The sequence below is a fragment of the Streptococcus sp. F0442 genome (assembly GCF_000314795.2).
Lineage (GTDB): Bacteria > Bacillota > Bacilli > Lactobacillales > Streptococcaceae > Streptococcus.
In genome coordinates this window covers 1,299,662-1,314,943 of the sequence record NZ_KB373314.1, presented here as the reverse complement: position 1 = coordinate 1,314,943, position 15,282 = coordinate 1,299,662, and the positions used below count along the sequence as shown (strand labels likewise).

12 protein-coding genes and 3 tRNA genes are annotated in these 15,282 nt (G+C 34.9%); 11 read left to right on the top strand and 4 right to left on the bottom strand.

What is annotated here, in order from left to right:
• Positions 1–199: 199 nt before the first annotated feature.
• The 6 genes from rlmH to HMPREF9186_RS06135 all read left to right on the top strand — a co-directional run bounded on the left by rlmH (position 200) and on the right by HMPREF9186_RS06135 (position 3,436).
• Positions 200–679 (top strand): 23S rRNA (pseudouridine(1915)-N(3))-methyltransferase RlmH, encoded by a 480-nt coding sequence (gene rlmH / locus HMPREF9186_RS06160; RefSeq protein ID WP_009731931.1) that lies wholly within the window; start codon positions 200–202, stop codon positions 677–679.
• 42 nt (positions 680–721) lie between these two features.
• Positions 722–795, top strand: a tRNA-Arg gene (locus HMPREF9186_RS06155).
• 341 nt (positions 796–1,136) lie between these two features.
• Complete coding sequence (locus tag HMPREF9186_RS06150) at positions 1,137–2,477, top strand: sensor histidine kinase (RefSeq protein WP_009731930.1); 1,341 nt, start codon at positions 1,137–1,139, stop codon at positions 2,475–2,477.
• Positions 2,474–3,232: a response regulator transcription factor gene (locus HMPREF9186_RS06145; RefSeq protein ID WP_009731929.1), complete on the top strand. Its 759-nt coding sequence runs from the start codon at positions 2,474–2,476 to the stop codon at positions 3,230–3,232. The genes HMPREF9186_RS06150 and HMPREF9186_RS06145 overlap by 4 nt, the downstream gene beginning before the upstream one ends.
• Positions 3,233–3,282: 50 nt before the next feature.
• Positions 3,283–3,354, top strand: a tRNA-Glu gene (locus HMPREF9186_RS06140).
• Positions 3,355–3,362: 8 nt separating this feature from the next.
• Positions 3,363–3,436: transfer RNA gene (locus HMPREF9186_RS06135), tRNA-Asn, on the top strand.
• Positions 3,437–3,509: 73 nt separating this feature from the next.
• Here HMPREF9186_RS06135 and HMPREF9186_RS06130 read toward each other — a convergent pair.
• Positions 3,510–6,101: a YfhO family protein gene (locus tag HMPREF9186_RS06130; RefSeq protein WP_009731928.1), complete on the bottom strand. Its 2,592-nt coding sequence runs from the start codon at positions 6,099–6,101 to the stop codon at positions 3,510–3,512.
• Between the two features lie 52 nt (positions 6,102–6,153).
• A complete protein-coding gene (locus HMPREF9186_RS06125) occupies positions 6,154–7,776 on the bottom strand; it encodes an ATP-binding cassette domain-containing protein (protein ID WP_009731927.1) in 1,623 nt (540 codons plus the stop codon).
• Positions 7,777–7,981: 205 nt separating this feature from the next.
• Here HMPREF9186_RS06125 and trpS point away from each other — a divergent pair, with 205 nt between their 5' ends.
• Together trpS and guaB are read left to right on the top strand one after the other, a co-directional pair.
• Complete coding sequence (trpS, locus tag HMPREF9186_RS06120; RefSeq protein ID WP_009731926.1) at positions 7,982–9,010, top strand: tryptophan--tRNA ligase; 1,029 nt, start codon at positions 7,982–7,984, stop codon at positions 9,008–9,010.
• A 143-nt stretch (positions 9,011–9,153) separates the two neighbouring features.
• Entirely contained in the window at positions 9,154–10,635 is a 1,482-nt protein-coding gene (gene guaB, locus HMPREF9186_RS06115) for an IMP dehydrogenase (protein WP_009731925.1), read from the top strand.
• A 45-nt stretch (positions 10,636–10,680) separates the two neighbouring features.
• Here the strand turns inward: guaB and recF are convergent, their stop codons facing one another.
• Positions 10,681–11,775: a DNA replication/repair protein RecF gene (gene recF, locus HMPREF9186_RS06110; RefSeq protein ID WP_009731924.1), complete on the bottom strand. Its 1,095-nt coding sequence runs from the start codon at positions 11,773–11,775 to the stop codon at positions 10,681–10,683.
• The gene (gene yaaA, locus HMPREF9186_RS06105; protein ID WP_009731923.1) at positions 11,775–12,137 is read right to left on the bottom strand and encodes a S4 domain-containing protein YaaA; all 363 of its coding nucleotides are present in this window, start codon (positions 12,135–12,137) and stop codon (positions 11,775–11,777) included. Before yaaA ends, recF begins: the two co-directional genes overlap by 1 nt.
• A gap of 156 nt (positions 12,138–12,293) precedes the next feature.
• Here yaaA and yfmF point away from each other — a divergent pair, with 156 nt between their 5' ends.
• The 3 genes from yfmF to HMPREF9186_RS06090 are packed head-to-tail and all read left to right on the top strand — an operon-like array spanning position 12,294 to position 15,249.
• Positions 12,294–13,541 carry an EF-P 5-aminopentanol modification-associated protein YfmF gene (yfmF, locus tag HMPREF9186_RS06100; protein ID WP_009731922.1) on the top strand — a complete coding sequence of 416 codons (1,248 nt, stop codon included), beginning with the start codon at positions 12,294–12,296 and terminating at the stop codon, positions 13,539–13,541.
• A gap of 8 nt (positions 13,542–13,549) precedes the next feature.
• A complete protein-coding gene (gene yfmH / locus HMPREF9186_RS06095; protein WP_009731921.1) occupies positions 13,550–14,824 on the top strand; it encodes an EF-P 5-aminopentanol modification-associated protein YfmH in 1,275 nt (424 codons plus the stop codon).
• A gap of 26 nt (positions 14,825–14,850) precedes the next feature.
• Positions 14,851–15,249, top strand: a complete 399-nt coding sequence (locus tag HMPREF9186_RS06090) for a helix-turn-helix domain-containing protein (RefSeq protein WP_009731920.1) — start codon at positions 14,851–14,853, stop codon at positions 15,247–15,249.
• The last annotated feature ends 33 nt before the right edge of the window (positions 15,250–15,282 follow it).

Below are 15,282 nucleotides of genomic sequence, written 5' to 3'. Positions count from 1 at the left end.
CCTCCTAAGAATATCAAATTGTCTAGAGTATAGAAAAACTTTCTTAATTATAACTTAAATAAATAAAGTTATCCACAAAATGTGGATAACTTGTAGAAAACAGTTGATCATTGGCCTTAAAATAGTCTTTAGAGAAGGCTTTCCCTTTCTATTTCTGTGGATTATTTGTGGAATTGAAGAAATATGCTACAATAGAATGATGAAAATCAAATTGATAACTGTTGGAAAATTAAAAGAAAAATATCTAAAAGACGGCATTGCAGAATATATAAAAAGACTTGGTCGGTTTGCAAAAGTAGAACAGATTGAATTAGTTGATGAAAAAACGCCTGATCGTGCTAGTCAACTTGAAAATCAACAAATCCTTGAAAAAGAGGGAGAACGGATTCTTTCGAAAATTTCAGATAAGGAATATGTAATCGTCTTGGCCATCGAAGGAAAACAATTTCCCTCAGAAAAATTTAGTCAAACAATCGACCAGATCATGACATCAGGGTATTCAAATCTCACGTTTGTCATCGGTGGCAGTCTTGGTTTGTCTATAGAAGTGAAACAAAGAGGCAATCTCTTAATGAGTTTTGGACAGCTTACTCTTCCGCATCAGTTAATGAAATTAGTATTGGTTGAACAAATTTATCGAGCATTTATGATCAAACAGGGGAGTCCCTACCATAAATAACCTTGACGCTCCCTTCTTTTTCTGCTAAAATGAAGTATGCTTGGTCCCATAGCTCAGCTGGATAGAGCATTCGCCTTCTAAGCGAACGGTCGCAGGTTCGAATCCTGCTGGGATCAGATGAAAGATGTAGTTTTTGACTACATCTTTTTTTGTATAAAATGTATATTTTTTCATTAATACTAATTTTTTGTACTTCTTTGCTATCAATGAAATAAATTTATTGGAATCATGCTAAAAAATAATCAATCATCTCGATATAGTGCAAAATATAGATTATATGAATTATGTAAAATAGTTTTCAATCCTGTAACAAAAACATTAAAAAGATTACAATTTTATCTATTCCCTTTAATTTTAGGCTATTTTATATTATAATTTTTTGTATATAAAATTTTATTTTATTATACTTTAATACTAAAGTATAATAAAATAGAAAATAGAGAGTGGGAGAGTTTGAGTGATTCAGTCATTAGTTTTGTCTTTTCTTTTAGGAGGGATCATTGTTCTGACGTTTGCATTAGTGGACGAAAAAATCTATCAGGAACATCAATTTTCATTTATCTTTCTTTTAGGTACCTTTGTTCTTCTTTTTGAAAGTCTTCTAGTATTTTTAGATGTGACTCTATTTTCAAATATTCAACTCTCCGATTTAAATATGCTCTTGTGGCCAGCTTATTTGTATCCTTATTATCATTATGCTAATCGAACGAATCGCTTGTGTTCTATTTTTTATTCTTTTTTTACTTATTTAGCGGTTGAAGGAACAGCAACCTTTTTGACGATTATTGTCTCTTCAGTTTTGGGAGATGCTTTTGTAGCAGCGTACTCGATAGTCTACAATATGTTTATTCGTTTAGTTTCTTTAGTAATCATTTTGAATTTAATTGACTTATTTGAATTTGATTTTACTCCTTTTTATGAAGAGGAATTTGAAAAGTATTTAAAGAGATTAATTTATGTTTATTTTGCCATATTTGTAGTGATCAATTTTGCTTTATGGATTAGTGAACAAGCGCAATTTAAAAATTTTGGGAGTATGTTGGCAACGATTTGTTTTTTCTCTTTTGTAGTCAGCTTATTCCATATGAAAATCGAGCGGGATCAGTACCGTAAAAATTTAGAACTGGAGTATAAAGAATTTTCTGAGCAACAAATGAGTCGCTATATGGCTGAAATTCAAAGTCTCTATTCTATTGTCAGGGGATTTCGTCATGATTTGGGAAATTTAGTTATTTCTATGTCCTTAGCCATTGAGGAAGAAAATATTCCAGAAATACAGAGAATTCATAGAGAAGTATTGGAAAAAGGTTATAAAAAGATAAACACAGAAGAATTATCAGGATTCAACTTGGTCAATATCAGAGATTCTGCTTTACGAAGTATTTTGATTCGAGGTTGGTTGGACGCAAGAGATGCTGGGGTTGAAATGACTTTTGAAACGAGTGAGCCAATTGAGCAGCTACCAGTCGATTTATTAGATATCGTGAGAATTGTTGGAATTCTGGTAACAAACGCTTTGGAAGCTTCAAAAGAAGCAGAAGAAAAGAAAGTTCATATTGCTATTTTCTCTATTTCAAAGATTGTTTACTTAGTGATTCATAATACAACTAATCAAATCACTTTTGATGTTAGAAAAATATATGAAGAAGGCTATTCGACAAAAGGAGAAAATAGAGGCCTAGGATTAAATAATGTGAGAAAAATCTTAGCAAATTATGGAACAATGTTTTTAGAGACAGAATTGCAGGAAAATCGTTTTTTACAAGTTTTGAAGATTGGAGGATATGAACAAGAATGAAGATTTTTTTATTAGAAGATGAACTATCTCAACAGATACGGGTAGAGAAACATATCGAAGAAATTGCTAAGGAATTGGAAATAAAACTTGAAGTGATTTCTACTGGTAAAATTACGGAATTTGAAAATTATATCCATCATTCGGATATCCACCAATTATATTTTTTAGATATTCATATCCAAGACAATGAGTATTGTGGGTTAGAAATTGCTCAAAAAATACGAGAAGCAAATCCTTATGCAATTATTGTTTTCATAACTACAAAATCAGAATTTGCTTCTATTACCTATCGTTATAAAGTATCTGCTTTGGATTTTATTGATAAAAATTTGAATGAAGATTTATTTCGATCAAAATTAAAGGAATGTATTGAGTACCTGACAAGCATTCAAATTGGGAATGATGATTTAACAGATTATTTTGAATATGACTTTAAAGATAAAAAAATTAAAATTCCATTTAAGGATATTCTTTATATTGAGACTGTTGGTTCAGCTTATAAATTAAACTTGGTTGGGAAAAATTTTCAAAAAGAAATTGCCGGAAGTTTATCAGATGTTTTGGAGAAAGATGTGGAAGATAGATATTTCAGCCCCCATCAATCTTATATTGTGAATAGAAGTATGATCATTGGTATGGATAAGAAAAAGAAACACCTGCTATTGAAAGAAGGTTATTCTTGTCCGATTTCAAGAAGTAATATCAAACGTGTCAAAAAATTAATTGAAGAACAAAATTTAGAATTTAGTGCTTGACAATTAGTTAAATTCTGATATAATGGGATATGTTCTGTTAATGAATATATGGTCCGTTGGTCAAGGGGTTAAGACACCGCCTTTTCACGGCGGTAACACGGGTTCGAATCCCGTACGGACTATATCTCATTCCGCCATAGCTCAGTTGGTAGTAGCGCATGACTGTTAATCATGATGTCGTAGGTTCGAGTCCTACTGGCGGAGCTAGTATAACACCCGTTTGGGTGTTTTTTATTTTGAAAAAGCTAGGATAATTGCTATCCTAGCTTTGTGTTTATCACTGAATCATGTTGATACTTCTCAGCTTTTTTCGTTTTTTTATTTGTCTCCATTCGTAGAGGAAAAAGAGAATGATTCCAAGGAAAAAGGCAATGAGTCCCTCTATGAAGCCTTGAGGAACAAATGTTAAAGTAACTGTTCCTGATCCTTTCGGAACACGAACTCCCATCAATCCTTTCTGGATACGATGAATTTGGACAGGTTTTCCATTTTGTTTAGCTGACCAGCCTTTATCGTATGGCAGTGTAAAAATAAGGGTAGTATCTCTATTTGCGTTATAGGCTGCTACCACTTTATTCTTCTTTTTGTGAATAGCAACTTCTTGCTGACGAATGGCGGTGATAGCTTGTGTATATTGGTCGAGATTTAGAGCAAAAAATTCTGGTATATCAAAGGAGACCGTCGAATTTTCTGGGAAACTCATACGAATAGTAATCGTTTCCTCTGTGTCAAAATGGCCAATCGAAAAGAATGGAAAGGCGTTATCAATCGTATAGCGTTGTGTCTGTCCATTGTAGCTGATTTCAATATCTTTCCGATCCTCATTTGAAAATTGTAAATTGGGAACATTGACATATAGTTGACTATGGGCAGGAACCGTTACTTCATATTGAATACTTGCGTAGGATAGATGGCTATCTTCTTCAATTTTTGCAGTTTGTAACGAAGATGTAGTGTTTTGTGAAGTATGTGAGAGAATATTTAATTTCTTATAAAATTTATATTTTTCATCTGTGATTTGGTGAATGAATCGTGCTTGGTTATCAAGCGTTAAATTTGTAAAGGAAGTATGTTGATAAGGCTTAGCTGTCAAGAATGCGATTGGCAAGGCATGTTCATTTTCTGAAAGTGAGATTCCATTTTTGGTTGCGATCTCTTTAAATCCAAATTTTTGAACAGCTTGTTGGCTTAAATTATAGCGAACACCAAATAGACTATCCATTAAAATGGAATTGTTTTGGTATCGAAGGTTGAGGTTGGTTCCTTCAGATTTAAATCCAAGTTTATCTAATGTTGAGCTAGCGTCCGTATTTCGTACAGATGAAAATTGAGAGATACCATTATAACCATACTTCATACTATCATTACCAGTTTGGGGATGTAGAATCTCAGTCCGATAGTTTGAGTCTGTGTTTCCACTTACCAAGGTTTGAATAGATTTTAAGTCGCGTTCGTAGGATGACCGAGAAGCAAATACCCATTCGTTTGCAATTCCTTCCATTTGATAATAGCTATTTACAGATAATTCAAAGATGGAGAAAAAAAGAATCGAAAGATAGAAAAGCCTTGGTGGTATTTTTTTAAGAATGAATCCCAAACAGACTAAATAGAAGGCGACTAAAAATTCAAAAGTAACAATAAAATTGACAGCATCCAAAAACTTATAGTGATTGCTGTAAAGGACAGTTGCTCCAAATCCCAGGAAGAGGACAAAATTAGCGAGAGTAAACCGAATCCAGGTGATCTCCTCGATTCGATTTAGAACTTCTCCAGCCATCAGAATAATCGTTAAAGAAAAAATCCAGGAGTATCGATGAAGAAACATATTTGGCGCGTGCATACCTTGCCAAAGAAGATCTAATAATTGAAAACGAAAACTCAAAATAAGGAAGGTCAAGAGTATAAAGTAAGAAAGTTTCACGTGAAACTTGATCGACTTTATAAAGAAAAAGGTGATCGCTAGTAAAAGCGGGAATAGGCCTACATAGATCATTGGGATTGATCCATATTTGGTAGTGTCAAAGCTACCAATAAAATTTTTAGCAAAGACGTCGAGATACCAGCTTTTTTCTGTAAAGATAGTGTCAACCTTTGAAAAATTTTCTCCATGAGTGCGTAAATCTAAGAAGGTAGGATATAACATTACTAGACTTGTTATAACCGATAAAAGAGATACAATCACAAAGCGAAGGAAGCGTTTCCCAATTTTTTTGACATGCCATGACAATTGTGTCAAGTACCATAAAATAAGAAAAATAGACATCATGAATCCAAAATAATAATTTTGGATAAACAAAATAGTCAAACTAACAAAGTAGAGAATTTCTCCTTCGTTATAAATTAGTTTTTTGAATCCATAAAGAATCAATGGTGCTAGGATAAAAACATCTAACCAGGTTTTTATTTCAAGCTGACTGATGGCAAAGCTCATCAGAGCAAATGATGTTGAAAGGCTAAGAACCAGGAATCTAGGGACTTTAGAAAACATTCCATGTAGACTAACATAGGTGCTTAACCCAATTGCTCCAAATTTCAGAAGTGTAACGAGATAAACAGCATCTGGCATGGATTGCGCATCAAAGAAGTAGACAAGAGGAGAAAAGAAACTTCCTAGATAATAGCTACTGAGTGCATAGAAATTAATGCCTAATCCACTTTGAAAACTGTAAAATAGGCTATCTGTTCCATGTAAAATATTTCGAAGTGTGGTATCGAAAATGACATATTGATGATACCCATCTCCTAATAATGGGGATGTATCACTGTTCCAGTAGATTCCTTGTGAAAGGTAAATAAAGAACATCATGATAGCTGGAATCAGGAAAGAAGATACTATAAAAAGGGATGTTTTTAGCTTTGTTTTATTCATATATTTCTACTGAAAGAGCCTGAAATTATTATTTCAGGACTCTTTATTTTTATTATTGACTCCAAAGTTCTTTCACTTTTGCTTGAACTTCTTCATTTTCAAGAAACTCATCATAGGTTTCATCAATGCGGTCAATCACACCATTTTTTGAGAGAACGATAATGTGATTGGCAAGTGTCTGAATGAATTCATGGTCGTGGCTGGCAAAGATAATGGATTCTTTAAAATTCTTTAATCCATCATTCAAACTTGAGATAGACTCCAAATCTAAGTGATTGGTCGGATCATCTAAAACAAGAACGTTTGATTTAAGGAGCATCAGTTTTGACAACATGACACGGACCTTTTCTCCTCCTGACAAGACGTTGACAGACTTGTTAACTTCGTCACCAGAAAAGAGCATACGTCCTAGGAAACCACGAAGGAAGGTGTTGTCATCTTCTTCTTTACTTGCAAATTGACGAAGCCAATCGAGAATACTTTCTCCACCCGCAAATTCTCGACTATTATCTTTCGGTAGATAAGATCGACTAGTAGTGACTCCCCACTTGACAGTTCCCTCGTATTCAATATCATCCATCAATGCACGGATTAATGCAGTTGTTTGAATATCGTTTTGTCCGATTAGAGCAGTCTTATCACCAGGACGTAAGATAAAGCTGATATTGTCAAGAATGGTTTCTCCATCGATCTTGACAGAGAGATTTTCAACTGTCAAGAGATCATTCCCGATTTCTCGTTCCGCTTTAAAGTTAATAAATGGGTATTTTCGACTAGATGGTACAATCTCTTCTAGTTCGATCTTGTCAAGCATTTTTTTACGCGATGTTGCTTGTTTTGATTTTGAAGCGTTGGCCGAGAATCGTGCGACAAACTCTTGCAATTGTTTAATTTTTTCTTCAGCTTTTGCGTTTCTATCTGCTTGTAATTTTGCTGCAAGTTCAGAAGATTCTTTCCAGAAATCATAGTTTCCGACGTAAAGTTTAATTTTTCCAAAGTCAAGATCTGCCATATGGGTGCAGACTTTATTCAAAAAGTGGCGGTCATGGGATACAACGATAACCGTATTTTCAAAATCAATCAGAAAATCTTCTAACCAGGTAATGGATTGAATATCGAGACCGTTGGTTGGTTCGTCTAAAAGAAGGACATCTGGTTTACCAAAGAGGGCTTTAGCTAGGAGAACTTTCACTTTATCCCCGTTAGCTAACTCGCTCATCGTTTGATAATGAAGGTCTTCTGAAATATTTAGATTTTGAAGCAATTGAGATGCTTCACTTTCTGCTTCCCATCCACCAAGTTCTGCGAATTCACCTTCAAGTTCAGCTGCACGGACGCCGTCTTCATCAGAAAAATCTTCTTTCATGTAGATAGCATCTTTCTCTTTCATAATGTTGTAGAGCTTTTCATTTCCCATAATGACAACATCGATGACCCGTTCGTCTTCATAGTCAAAGTGATTTTGACGCAAAACGGACAAACGTTCATCAGGACCGAGAGAAATATGACCAGTTGTTGGTTCAATATCTCCAGCTAAAATTTTTAAAAAGGTTGATTTTCCAGCACCGTTGGCACCGATAAGACCGTATGTATTTCCTTCTGTAAAGTTGATATTGACATCGTCAAACAATTTTCGATCACTAAAACGTAGTGAGACGTCTGATACTGTAAGCAATGATATTCTCCTCTTTCTATAATGTCTTCATTTTACTAGAAAATAGGGGAAAATTCAACTTTTTTAGTGTCAATTTATTTTTACAATTTTGTAAATTTAGTTGACAAGATAGTAAAGTGTTATTTCGTCACAAACATAGAGGGAAGACTAACATTTTCAACTAGAAAGTGCTATAATGATAGGGATAACGATTAAGGAGAAGAGTATGACAAAACCCATCATTTTGACAGGAGATAGACCAACAGGAAAACTTCATATTGGCCACTATGTAGGTTCTTTAAAAAATCGCGTCTTGCTACAAAATAAAGACGAGTATAATATGTTTGTTTTCCTAGCAGACCAGCAAGCTTTGACAGACCATGCAAAAGATCCAAAAACGATTGTAGAATCTATTGGAAATGTTGCTTTAGATTATCTTGCTGCAGGATTGGATCCTGAAAAGGTTACGATTTTCATTCAAAGTCAGATTCCTGAATTAGCAGAATTAACCATGTATTATATGAATCTGGTATCTTTGGCACGACTTGAAAGAAACCCAACTGTAAAAACTGAGATTTCTCAAAAAGGTTTTGGTGAGAGTATTCCAACAGGATTTTTGGTATACCCTATTTCACAAGCAGCTGATATTACAGCATTTAAAGCAAATTTTGTTCCAGTAGGAAATGACCAAAAGCCGATGATTGAACAAACCCGGGAGATTGTTCGTTCCTTTAACCGTGCATACAATACAGATACTTTGGTGGAACCTGAAGGAATTTATCCCGAAAATGAAGCAGCAGGACGCTTACCTGGTTTAGATGGAAATGCTAAAATGTCTAAATCGTTGAATAATGGAATTTACCTAGCTGATGATGCAGATACTTTAAAGAAAAAAGTGATGAGTATGTATACCGATCCTGATCATATTAAAGTAGAAGATCCAGGAAAAATCGAAGGTAATATGGTGTTTCATTACTTGGATGTATTTGGTCGACCAGAAGATGCAGATGAAATTGCAGAAATGAAAGAACACTATCAACGTGGTGGGCTTGGTGATGTAAAAACTAAACGGTATCTTTTAGAAATTTTAGATCGTGAACTAAGACCGATTCGCGAGAGACGCCTTGAGTTTGCAAAGGATATGGGGGAAGTATACTCTATTCTTGAAAAAGGAAGTGAGCATGCTCGAAGTGTTGCCGCTCAAACGTTAGATGAAGTAAAATCTGCCATGGGTATTACGTATTTCAAAAAATAGTTACTCTAAAATGTAATAGAGTTATATTCTAGCCGGTTCCTTTGTAATTTGCCAATAAATGATTGACAAATTGCGATAGAATGGTATGATATTAACAATAAAAATTCGAGCCTTGCTCAAAAAAAGAAAAGAGGATCCAGCTAATGTCTAATTGGGACACAAAGTTTTTAAAAAAAGGTTTCACATTCGATGACGTGCTTTTGATTCCAGCAGAAAGTCACGTATTGCCTAATGATGCAGATTTAAGTACACAATTAGCAAGTAATTTACGCTTGAACATCCCAATCATTACTGCCGCTATGGATACAGTGACAGAAAGTCAAATGGCAATTGCAATGGCACGTGCTGGTGGACTTGGTGTGATCCATAAAAATATGTCAATTGAGCAACAGGCAGATGAAGTACGGAAGGTAAAACGTTCTGAAAATGGTGTTATTATTGATCCTTTCTATTTGACCCCGTCTCATACAATTTCAGAAGCAAATGAGCTTATGGGACGATACCGAATCAGTGGTGTTCCAGTCGTTGAAACACTTGAAAATCGTAAATTAGTTGGTATTCTTACGAATCGCGACTTGCGTTTTATTTCTGATTACAATCAACCTATTTCAAATCACATGACAAGTGAAAATTTGGTGACTGCACCAGTTGGTACTGATTTGGAAACAGCTGAGCGTATTCTACAAGAACACCGCATTGAAAAATTACCATTAGTAGATGAAAATGGTCGTCTTTCTGGTTTGATTACGATCAAAGATATTGAAAAAGTTATTGAGTTCCCAAATGCAGCTAAGGATGAATTTGGTCGTTTGCTTGTAGCTGGTGCTGTAGGGGTTACTTCGGATACCTTTGAACGTGCAGAAGCCCTTTTTGAAGCAGGTGCAGACGCAATTGTTATCGATACTGCTCATGGACATTCTGCTGGGGTTCTTCGTAAAATTGCAGAAATTCGTGCTCATTTCCCAAATCGTACCTTGATCGCTGGAAATATTGCAACAGCTGAAGGCGCTCGTGCGTTATTTGATGCAGGGGTAGACGTTGTTAAAGTCGGAATTGGACCAGGTTCTATCTGTACAACTCGTGTTGTAGCAGGGGTTGGTGTTCCTCAAGTGACTGCAATTTATGATGCAGCTGCTGTAGCTCGTGAATATGGTAAAACTATCATTGCTGATGGTGGTATTAAGTATTCAGGAGATATCGTCAAAGCTCTTGCAGCTGGTGGTAATGCAGTTATGCTTGGATCAATGCTTGCAGGCACAGATGAAGCACCAGGTGAAACAGAAATCTTCCAAGGTCGTAAATTTAAAACCTATCGAGGTATGGGTTCTATTGCAGCAATGAAGAAAGGTTCGAGTGACCGTTATTTCCAAGGATCTGTCAATGAAGCCAATAAATTGGTCCCTGAAGGAATTGAAGGACGTGTTGCTTATAAAGGTTCCGTAGCAGATATGGTCTTCCAAATGATCGGTGGTATCCGTTCAGGTATGGGATATGTTGGTGCAGCAACTATTCAGGATTTACACGATCATGCTCAATTTGTTGAAATGAGTGGCGCAGGATTGAAAGAAAGTCACCCTCATGATGTACAAATCACAAATGAGGCACCTAACTACTCAGCACAATAAGTTTACAAAAATGTAAATATAATTAACAACACCTTAACAATATTGTCAAGGTGTTGTTTTGATATGTCCAGATTGAATGGTGAAGATTTTTAATTCTTCGGGTAGCTCTTTTAAATGATCAAGAGTTGTCGTTGTAATAAATGTCTGAATACTATTGGAGATAGTTTCAAGAAGTTGAAGTTGACGATAATTGTCAAGCTCACTCATAACATCGTCAAGTAGTAAAATCGGCTTTTCTCTAGTGATTTCTTCCATTAATTCGATTTCTGCTAATTTTAGAGAAAGAACAACACTCCGATGCTGGCCTTGACTACCAAAATTTGCATTCATTTCATTAATAAAGAATGCCAAATCATCTCTGTGGGGTCCAATGCTTGTTGTTTTTCTAAAAAGGTCCTTTTGGCGATTTTTTTTCAACATACGGAAAAATTGCTCTTCTAAATCATCTACTTCTTCTGAAAAAACAGATGACTGATATTGAATTGTCAGGTCTTCCTTGTTGTTAGAAAGTAGAGCGTGTTTTTCTTTGGATTTAGCTTGTAATTTTTGTATAAAATCCAGTCGATGGTGGATGACGCGACTTCCAAAACTAGCGAGTTGTGAATCTAATACGTCCAAAAATGTTTCATCAATTTTTTCGGAATTTTTTAGATAGCTATTTCTTTGTTTCAGAACATGGTTGTATTGAGATAAATCGGATAGATAAATAGGTTTCATCTGTCCCAATTCAATGTCAATAAATTTTCGACGTCCTGCTGGAGCCCCTTTGATTAACTGTAAATCTTCCGGTGCAAAAAGGACGACATTCATATGACCAATATAGTTTGATAATTTAGCTTGTTTTAGATGGTTGACTTTAGTCATCCGACCTTTTGGTGTTAAGGAAATTTCTAATGGAAGCGGTCCAGTTTCTCTTTGTAATAGACCAGAAACTTTAAAATCTGTGGATTCGAAGTAGACGAGATCTTTATCATTTCGTGTTCGATGGCTTCTGGTTAAGGCCAGAAAATAAATCGATTCGAGAATATTGGTTTTTCCTTGAGCATTTTGTCCTAAGAAAATATTCAAGCCAGGATGAAATTCAACTTCAAGTTCTTGGTAATTACGAAAATGTTGAATGGATAACTGTTTTAACCACATTACGAGATACCAGGAAAGCGAATTGCTTTTTCTTTTTTGTTAGTCTTTGTCGGTTGTTTTTTTTGTTGTTGATTGAGTTGCTTGACAAGTTTAGCCACACGTTCCTTTTCTTCCTTCTCTTTAAGATGCTCTTCTATTTCTGCTGGAGAAGGTTGGAGAATGGTGATAATAATGTTCAGTTCAGGGATGTCAATTTTATCATTGACACGAAGTTTACGGCCTCTCCGTTGTTCTAATTCACCATTAACAAAGACTTCTTTTTCTTGAAGAAAGGCTTTGATTGCACCACCACTCTGTATAATACCGAGTTCTTTTAAGATTGCTTGTAATGTAATAAAGTCATCAAATAATTTGTAATTCATAGTTCACCTCTTTGCGTGTTATTATACCATATTTTTAGTTTTTCTAGGGTAGAGAATCTTGAGTGAAGTGAGAACCTTTTTTCTCAGTTTGAATTAGGATTTTAGCGTGATTTCGTGTTATAATGAAAGTTACTATTGATTAGAACGAGGATGAAAATGGAATTAGTTAAGGGTGTGAATCTTCACTTTCTTCAGTCGAAAAAATTTAAAACAAATAAAATTAAGGTCCGGTTTACAGCGCTATTGAATGAAAATACAGTGGCTGCACGTGTTTTAGTAGCTTGTATGATGGAAACTGCAAACCAAAAATATCCAACCTCACAATTATTCCGTGAAAAATTAGCGAGTCTGTACGGAGTAGAATTGTCTACTTCAATTTCTAAAAGAGGGCCCGTTCACTATGTCGATTTGAATATTTCCTTTGTACGCGATGATTTTTTGAGTAAGAAAAATGTACTGACAGATGAGATTTTGGATATTCTAGAAACTGTCTTCTTTTCACCTTTAGTAGTAGATGATCACTTTGATTTTGAGACTTTTGAAGTTGAAAAGAAAAATACGATTTCAGACTTGGAATCTGAGATTGAAGAGCCTTATTATTATGCGCATGGACAATTGAATCAACTATTTTTCGAAGATGAAACTATCAGAATGTCAAGATTGGGAAAAGTTGATTTAGTAAGACAAGAGACCGCTCAAACCACTCTCTCACAGTTTCATCAGATGCTTCATTTCGATAATATTGACTTCTTTTTCGTAGGTGATTTTAATGAAGTTGCTATTGTGGATCGAGTAAACCAGTTTGAATTCAAACCACGTGATAACAACTTGTCTATCAACTATCAACAAACTTTTTCAAATGTAGTTCGCGAGAAATTAGAGCAAAAGCAAAATCAACAATCTATTTTAGAATTAGGCTACCATTTTTCTACCCAGTATGGAGATCCTCTTCATATTCCCTTAGTTGTGTTAAATGGGATGTTGGGAGCTTTCTCGCACTCGAGACTTTTTCAAATAGTTCGTGAAAAAGAAGGTCTTGCTTATACCATCTCTAGCCATTTCGATATTTTTACAGGCTTTATGAGAATTTTTGCTGGTATTGATAAAGAACATCGCACCAAGGTAATGACCATGATTATGAGGCAGTTGAATGATTTAAAACGAGGAAAGTTTACAGAATCTGAACTTCAATTGACAAAAGACATGTTGGTGAATACGACTTTATTAGCCCAGGATCGACAAAACACATTAATCGAAAGAGAATACCTGAAAACGATCCTAGGAACAAAGGTTCTTTCTTTAGAGGAATGGTTAGAAGCTATCAATAAGGTTAGTAAAGAAGAAATTATCGAAACGGCAAAAACAATTAATTTGCAGTCGGTTTATTTTATGGAAGGAAAGTAGTGTAAAGATTGAAAATTAAAGAAAAATATTATGAAGCCGTAGGTGAGCAGGTTTACTTTACACGTTTGTCAAACGGCTTGACCATTCATTTAATTCCAAAAGAAGATTATTATGAAACCTATGGGATGCTTACAACCAAGTTTGGTTCGGTGGATACACGAATTTTAGTTAATGGTGAAGAAAAACAATATCCTGCAGGAATTGCTCACTTTTTGGAACATAAAGTGTTTGAAGATGAGAAAGGTCAAGATTTTCTAAAAAAATTCGTTCAATTAGGATCGGAAAGTAATGCCTTTACAAGTTTTACAAAAACCAGCTATCTTTTCTCAACAACCTCAAGGGTCTCTGAAAATATCAAGTTGTTATTGGAGATGGTCTCAAAAGCTTCTTTTACAGAAAAATCAGTTGCTAAGGAAAGAGAGATTATTCAACAAGAGATAGGAATGTATCAAGATAGTCCAGATTATCGATTATTTTTTGGTGCCTTAGAAAACCTATATCCTGGAACACCGTTAGCAGATGATATTGCTGGAACAAGAGAGTCAATTTCTGACATTACAATAGACAATCTCCGTGAGAACTTTGATTTATTCTATCATCCAACTCAGATGCATCTATTAGTGATTGGAAACTTTGATCTTGATGCAGTATTACAAGTTGTAAACGAATATGATCAACTTCCCCTTCAGCCTTCAATCCAGGTAGAACGATTTCCTGTAGAAAAAAACGAAGTAAAATTGAATCAATCCTGTAGAATGGACGTTGCCAGTCCTAAGTTGGCAATTGGAATTCGAGGGAATGATGTCATCAAGGAAGAGGAAAAATTTCGTTATAAATTAATGCTGAAATTATTATTTTCGATGATGTTTGGGTGGACTTCACAACGTTTTCAAAGTTTATATGAAGCTGGTAAAATTGACAACTCCTTGACACTAGAAGTAGAGGTTGAGGAAGTCTTTCATTTTGTTATTTTGACAATGGATACCCAAGAACCAGTTTCTCTATCTCATCAATTTAGGTCAGCCATCAAACAATTTGATAAGGATCCAGATGTGAATCAGGAACATTTAGATACGATTAAAAGCGAAATGTTTGGTGATTTTTTACAGGGTTTAAATTCGCTTGAGTATAGTGCGACTCAGTTTGAATATTTTTCAGATGGTAGCACTTCCTATGATCTTCCAAAGATTTTACAGGGTATTAGTTTACAAGATATCATCAAATTAGGACATCAATTCATTGATCAGTCTGAGATGGTTGACTATATGATTTTTCAGAAGTAGTAAACAATGTGTCAAGAAGGGAAAATATGAAGAAGAGAACGATTGGTCAAGTGTTGAGATTGTCAAGAGTTAATTTACATTTAAGTTTACAGGATGTGTCAAAAAAGACAGCTATAGAAGCTCCTTATATAGAAGCGTTGGAAAACGATGAGTTTGATTTACTACCGAGTCCCTTTTACGCCCAAATCTATTTAAAGAAGCTATCGTGGGCTTTGGGATTAGATGAATCCATTTTATTGACAGCTTTTCGTGAAGGAAAAGAGTTGTTATTTGATGAGGAAATCTTAGTAGATGATGAAGAGCTTCATTCAAGAAAATTAAGGCAGAAAACAAGCTGGTTACCGATCTTGTATTATCTACTAGTTAGCTTTGCTATTCTTGGATTTGTGATTTATATCGTATATTTTTATAAGTTTACAGCGTGAGTAAAACAGCTGTAAAGATAGTTTATTTTTTGG

Excerpts from the sequence above, each read along its gene's own strand:
- yaaA (WP_009731923.1), bottom strand. The coding sequence starts at position 12,137 with ATGAATTACAAATTATTTGATGACTTTATTACATTACAAGCAATCTTA.
- trpS (WP_009731926.1), top strand. The coding sequence starts at position 7,982 with ATGACAAAACCCATCATTTTGACAGGAGATAGACCAACAGGAAAACTT.
- HMPREF9186_RS06130 (WP_009731928.1), bottom strand. The coding sequence starts at position 6,101 with ATGAATAAAACAAAGCTAAAAACATCCCTTTTTATAGTATCTTCTTTC.
- recF (WP_009731924.1), bottom strand. The coding sequence starts at position 11,775 with ATGTGGTTAAAACAGTTATCCATTCAACATTTTCGTAATTACCAAGAA.
- HMPREF9186_RS06145 (WP_009731929.1), top strand. The coding sequence starts at position 2,474 with ATGAAGATTTTTTTATTAGAAGATGAACTATCTCAACAGATACGGGTA.
- guaB (WP_009731925.1), top strand. The coding sequence starts at position 9,154 with ATGTCTAATTGGGACACAAAGTTTTTAAAAAAAGGTTTCACATTCGAT.
- rlmH (WP_009731931.1), top strand. The coding sequence starts at position 200 with ATGAAAATCAAATTGATAACTGTTGGAAAATTAAAAGAAAAATATCTA.
- yfmF (WP_009731922.1), top strand. The coding sequence starts at position 12,294 with ATGGAATTAGTTAAGGGTGTGAATCTTCACTTTCTTCAGTCGAAAAAA.
- HMPREF9186_RS06090 (WP_009731920.1), top strand. The coding sequence starts at position 14,851 with ATGAAGAAGAGAACGATTGGTCAAGTGTTGAGATTGTCAAGAGTTAAT.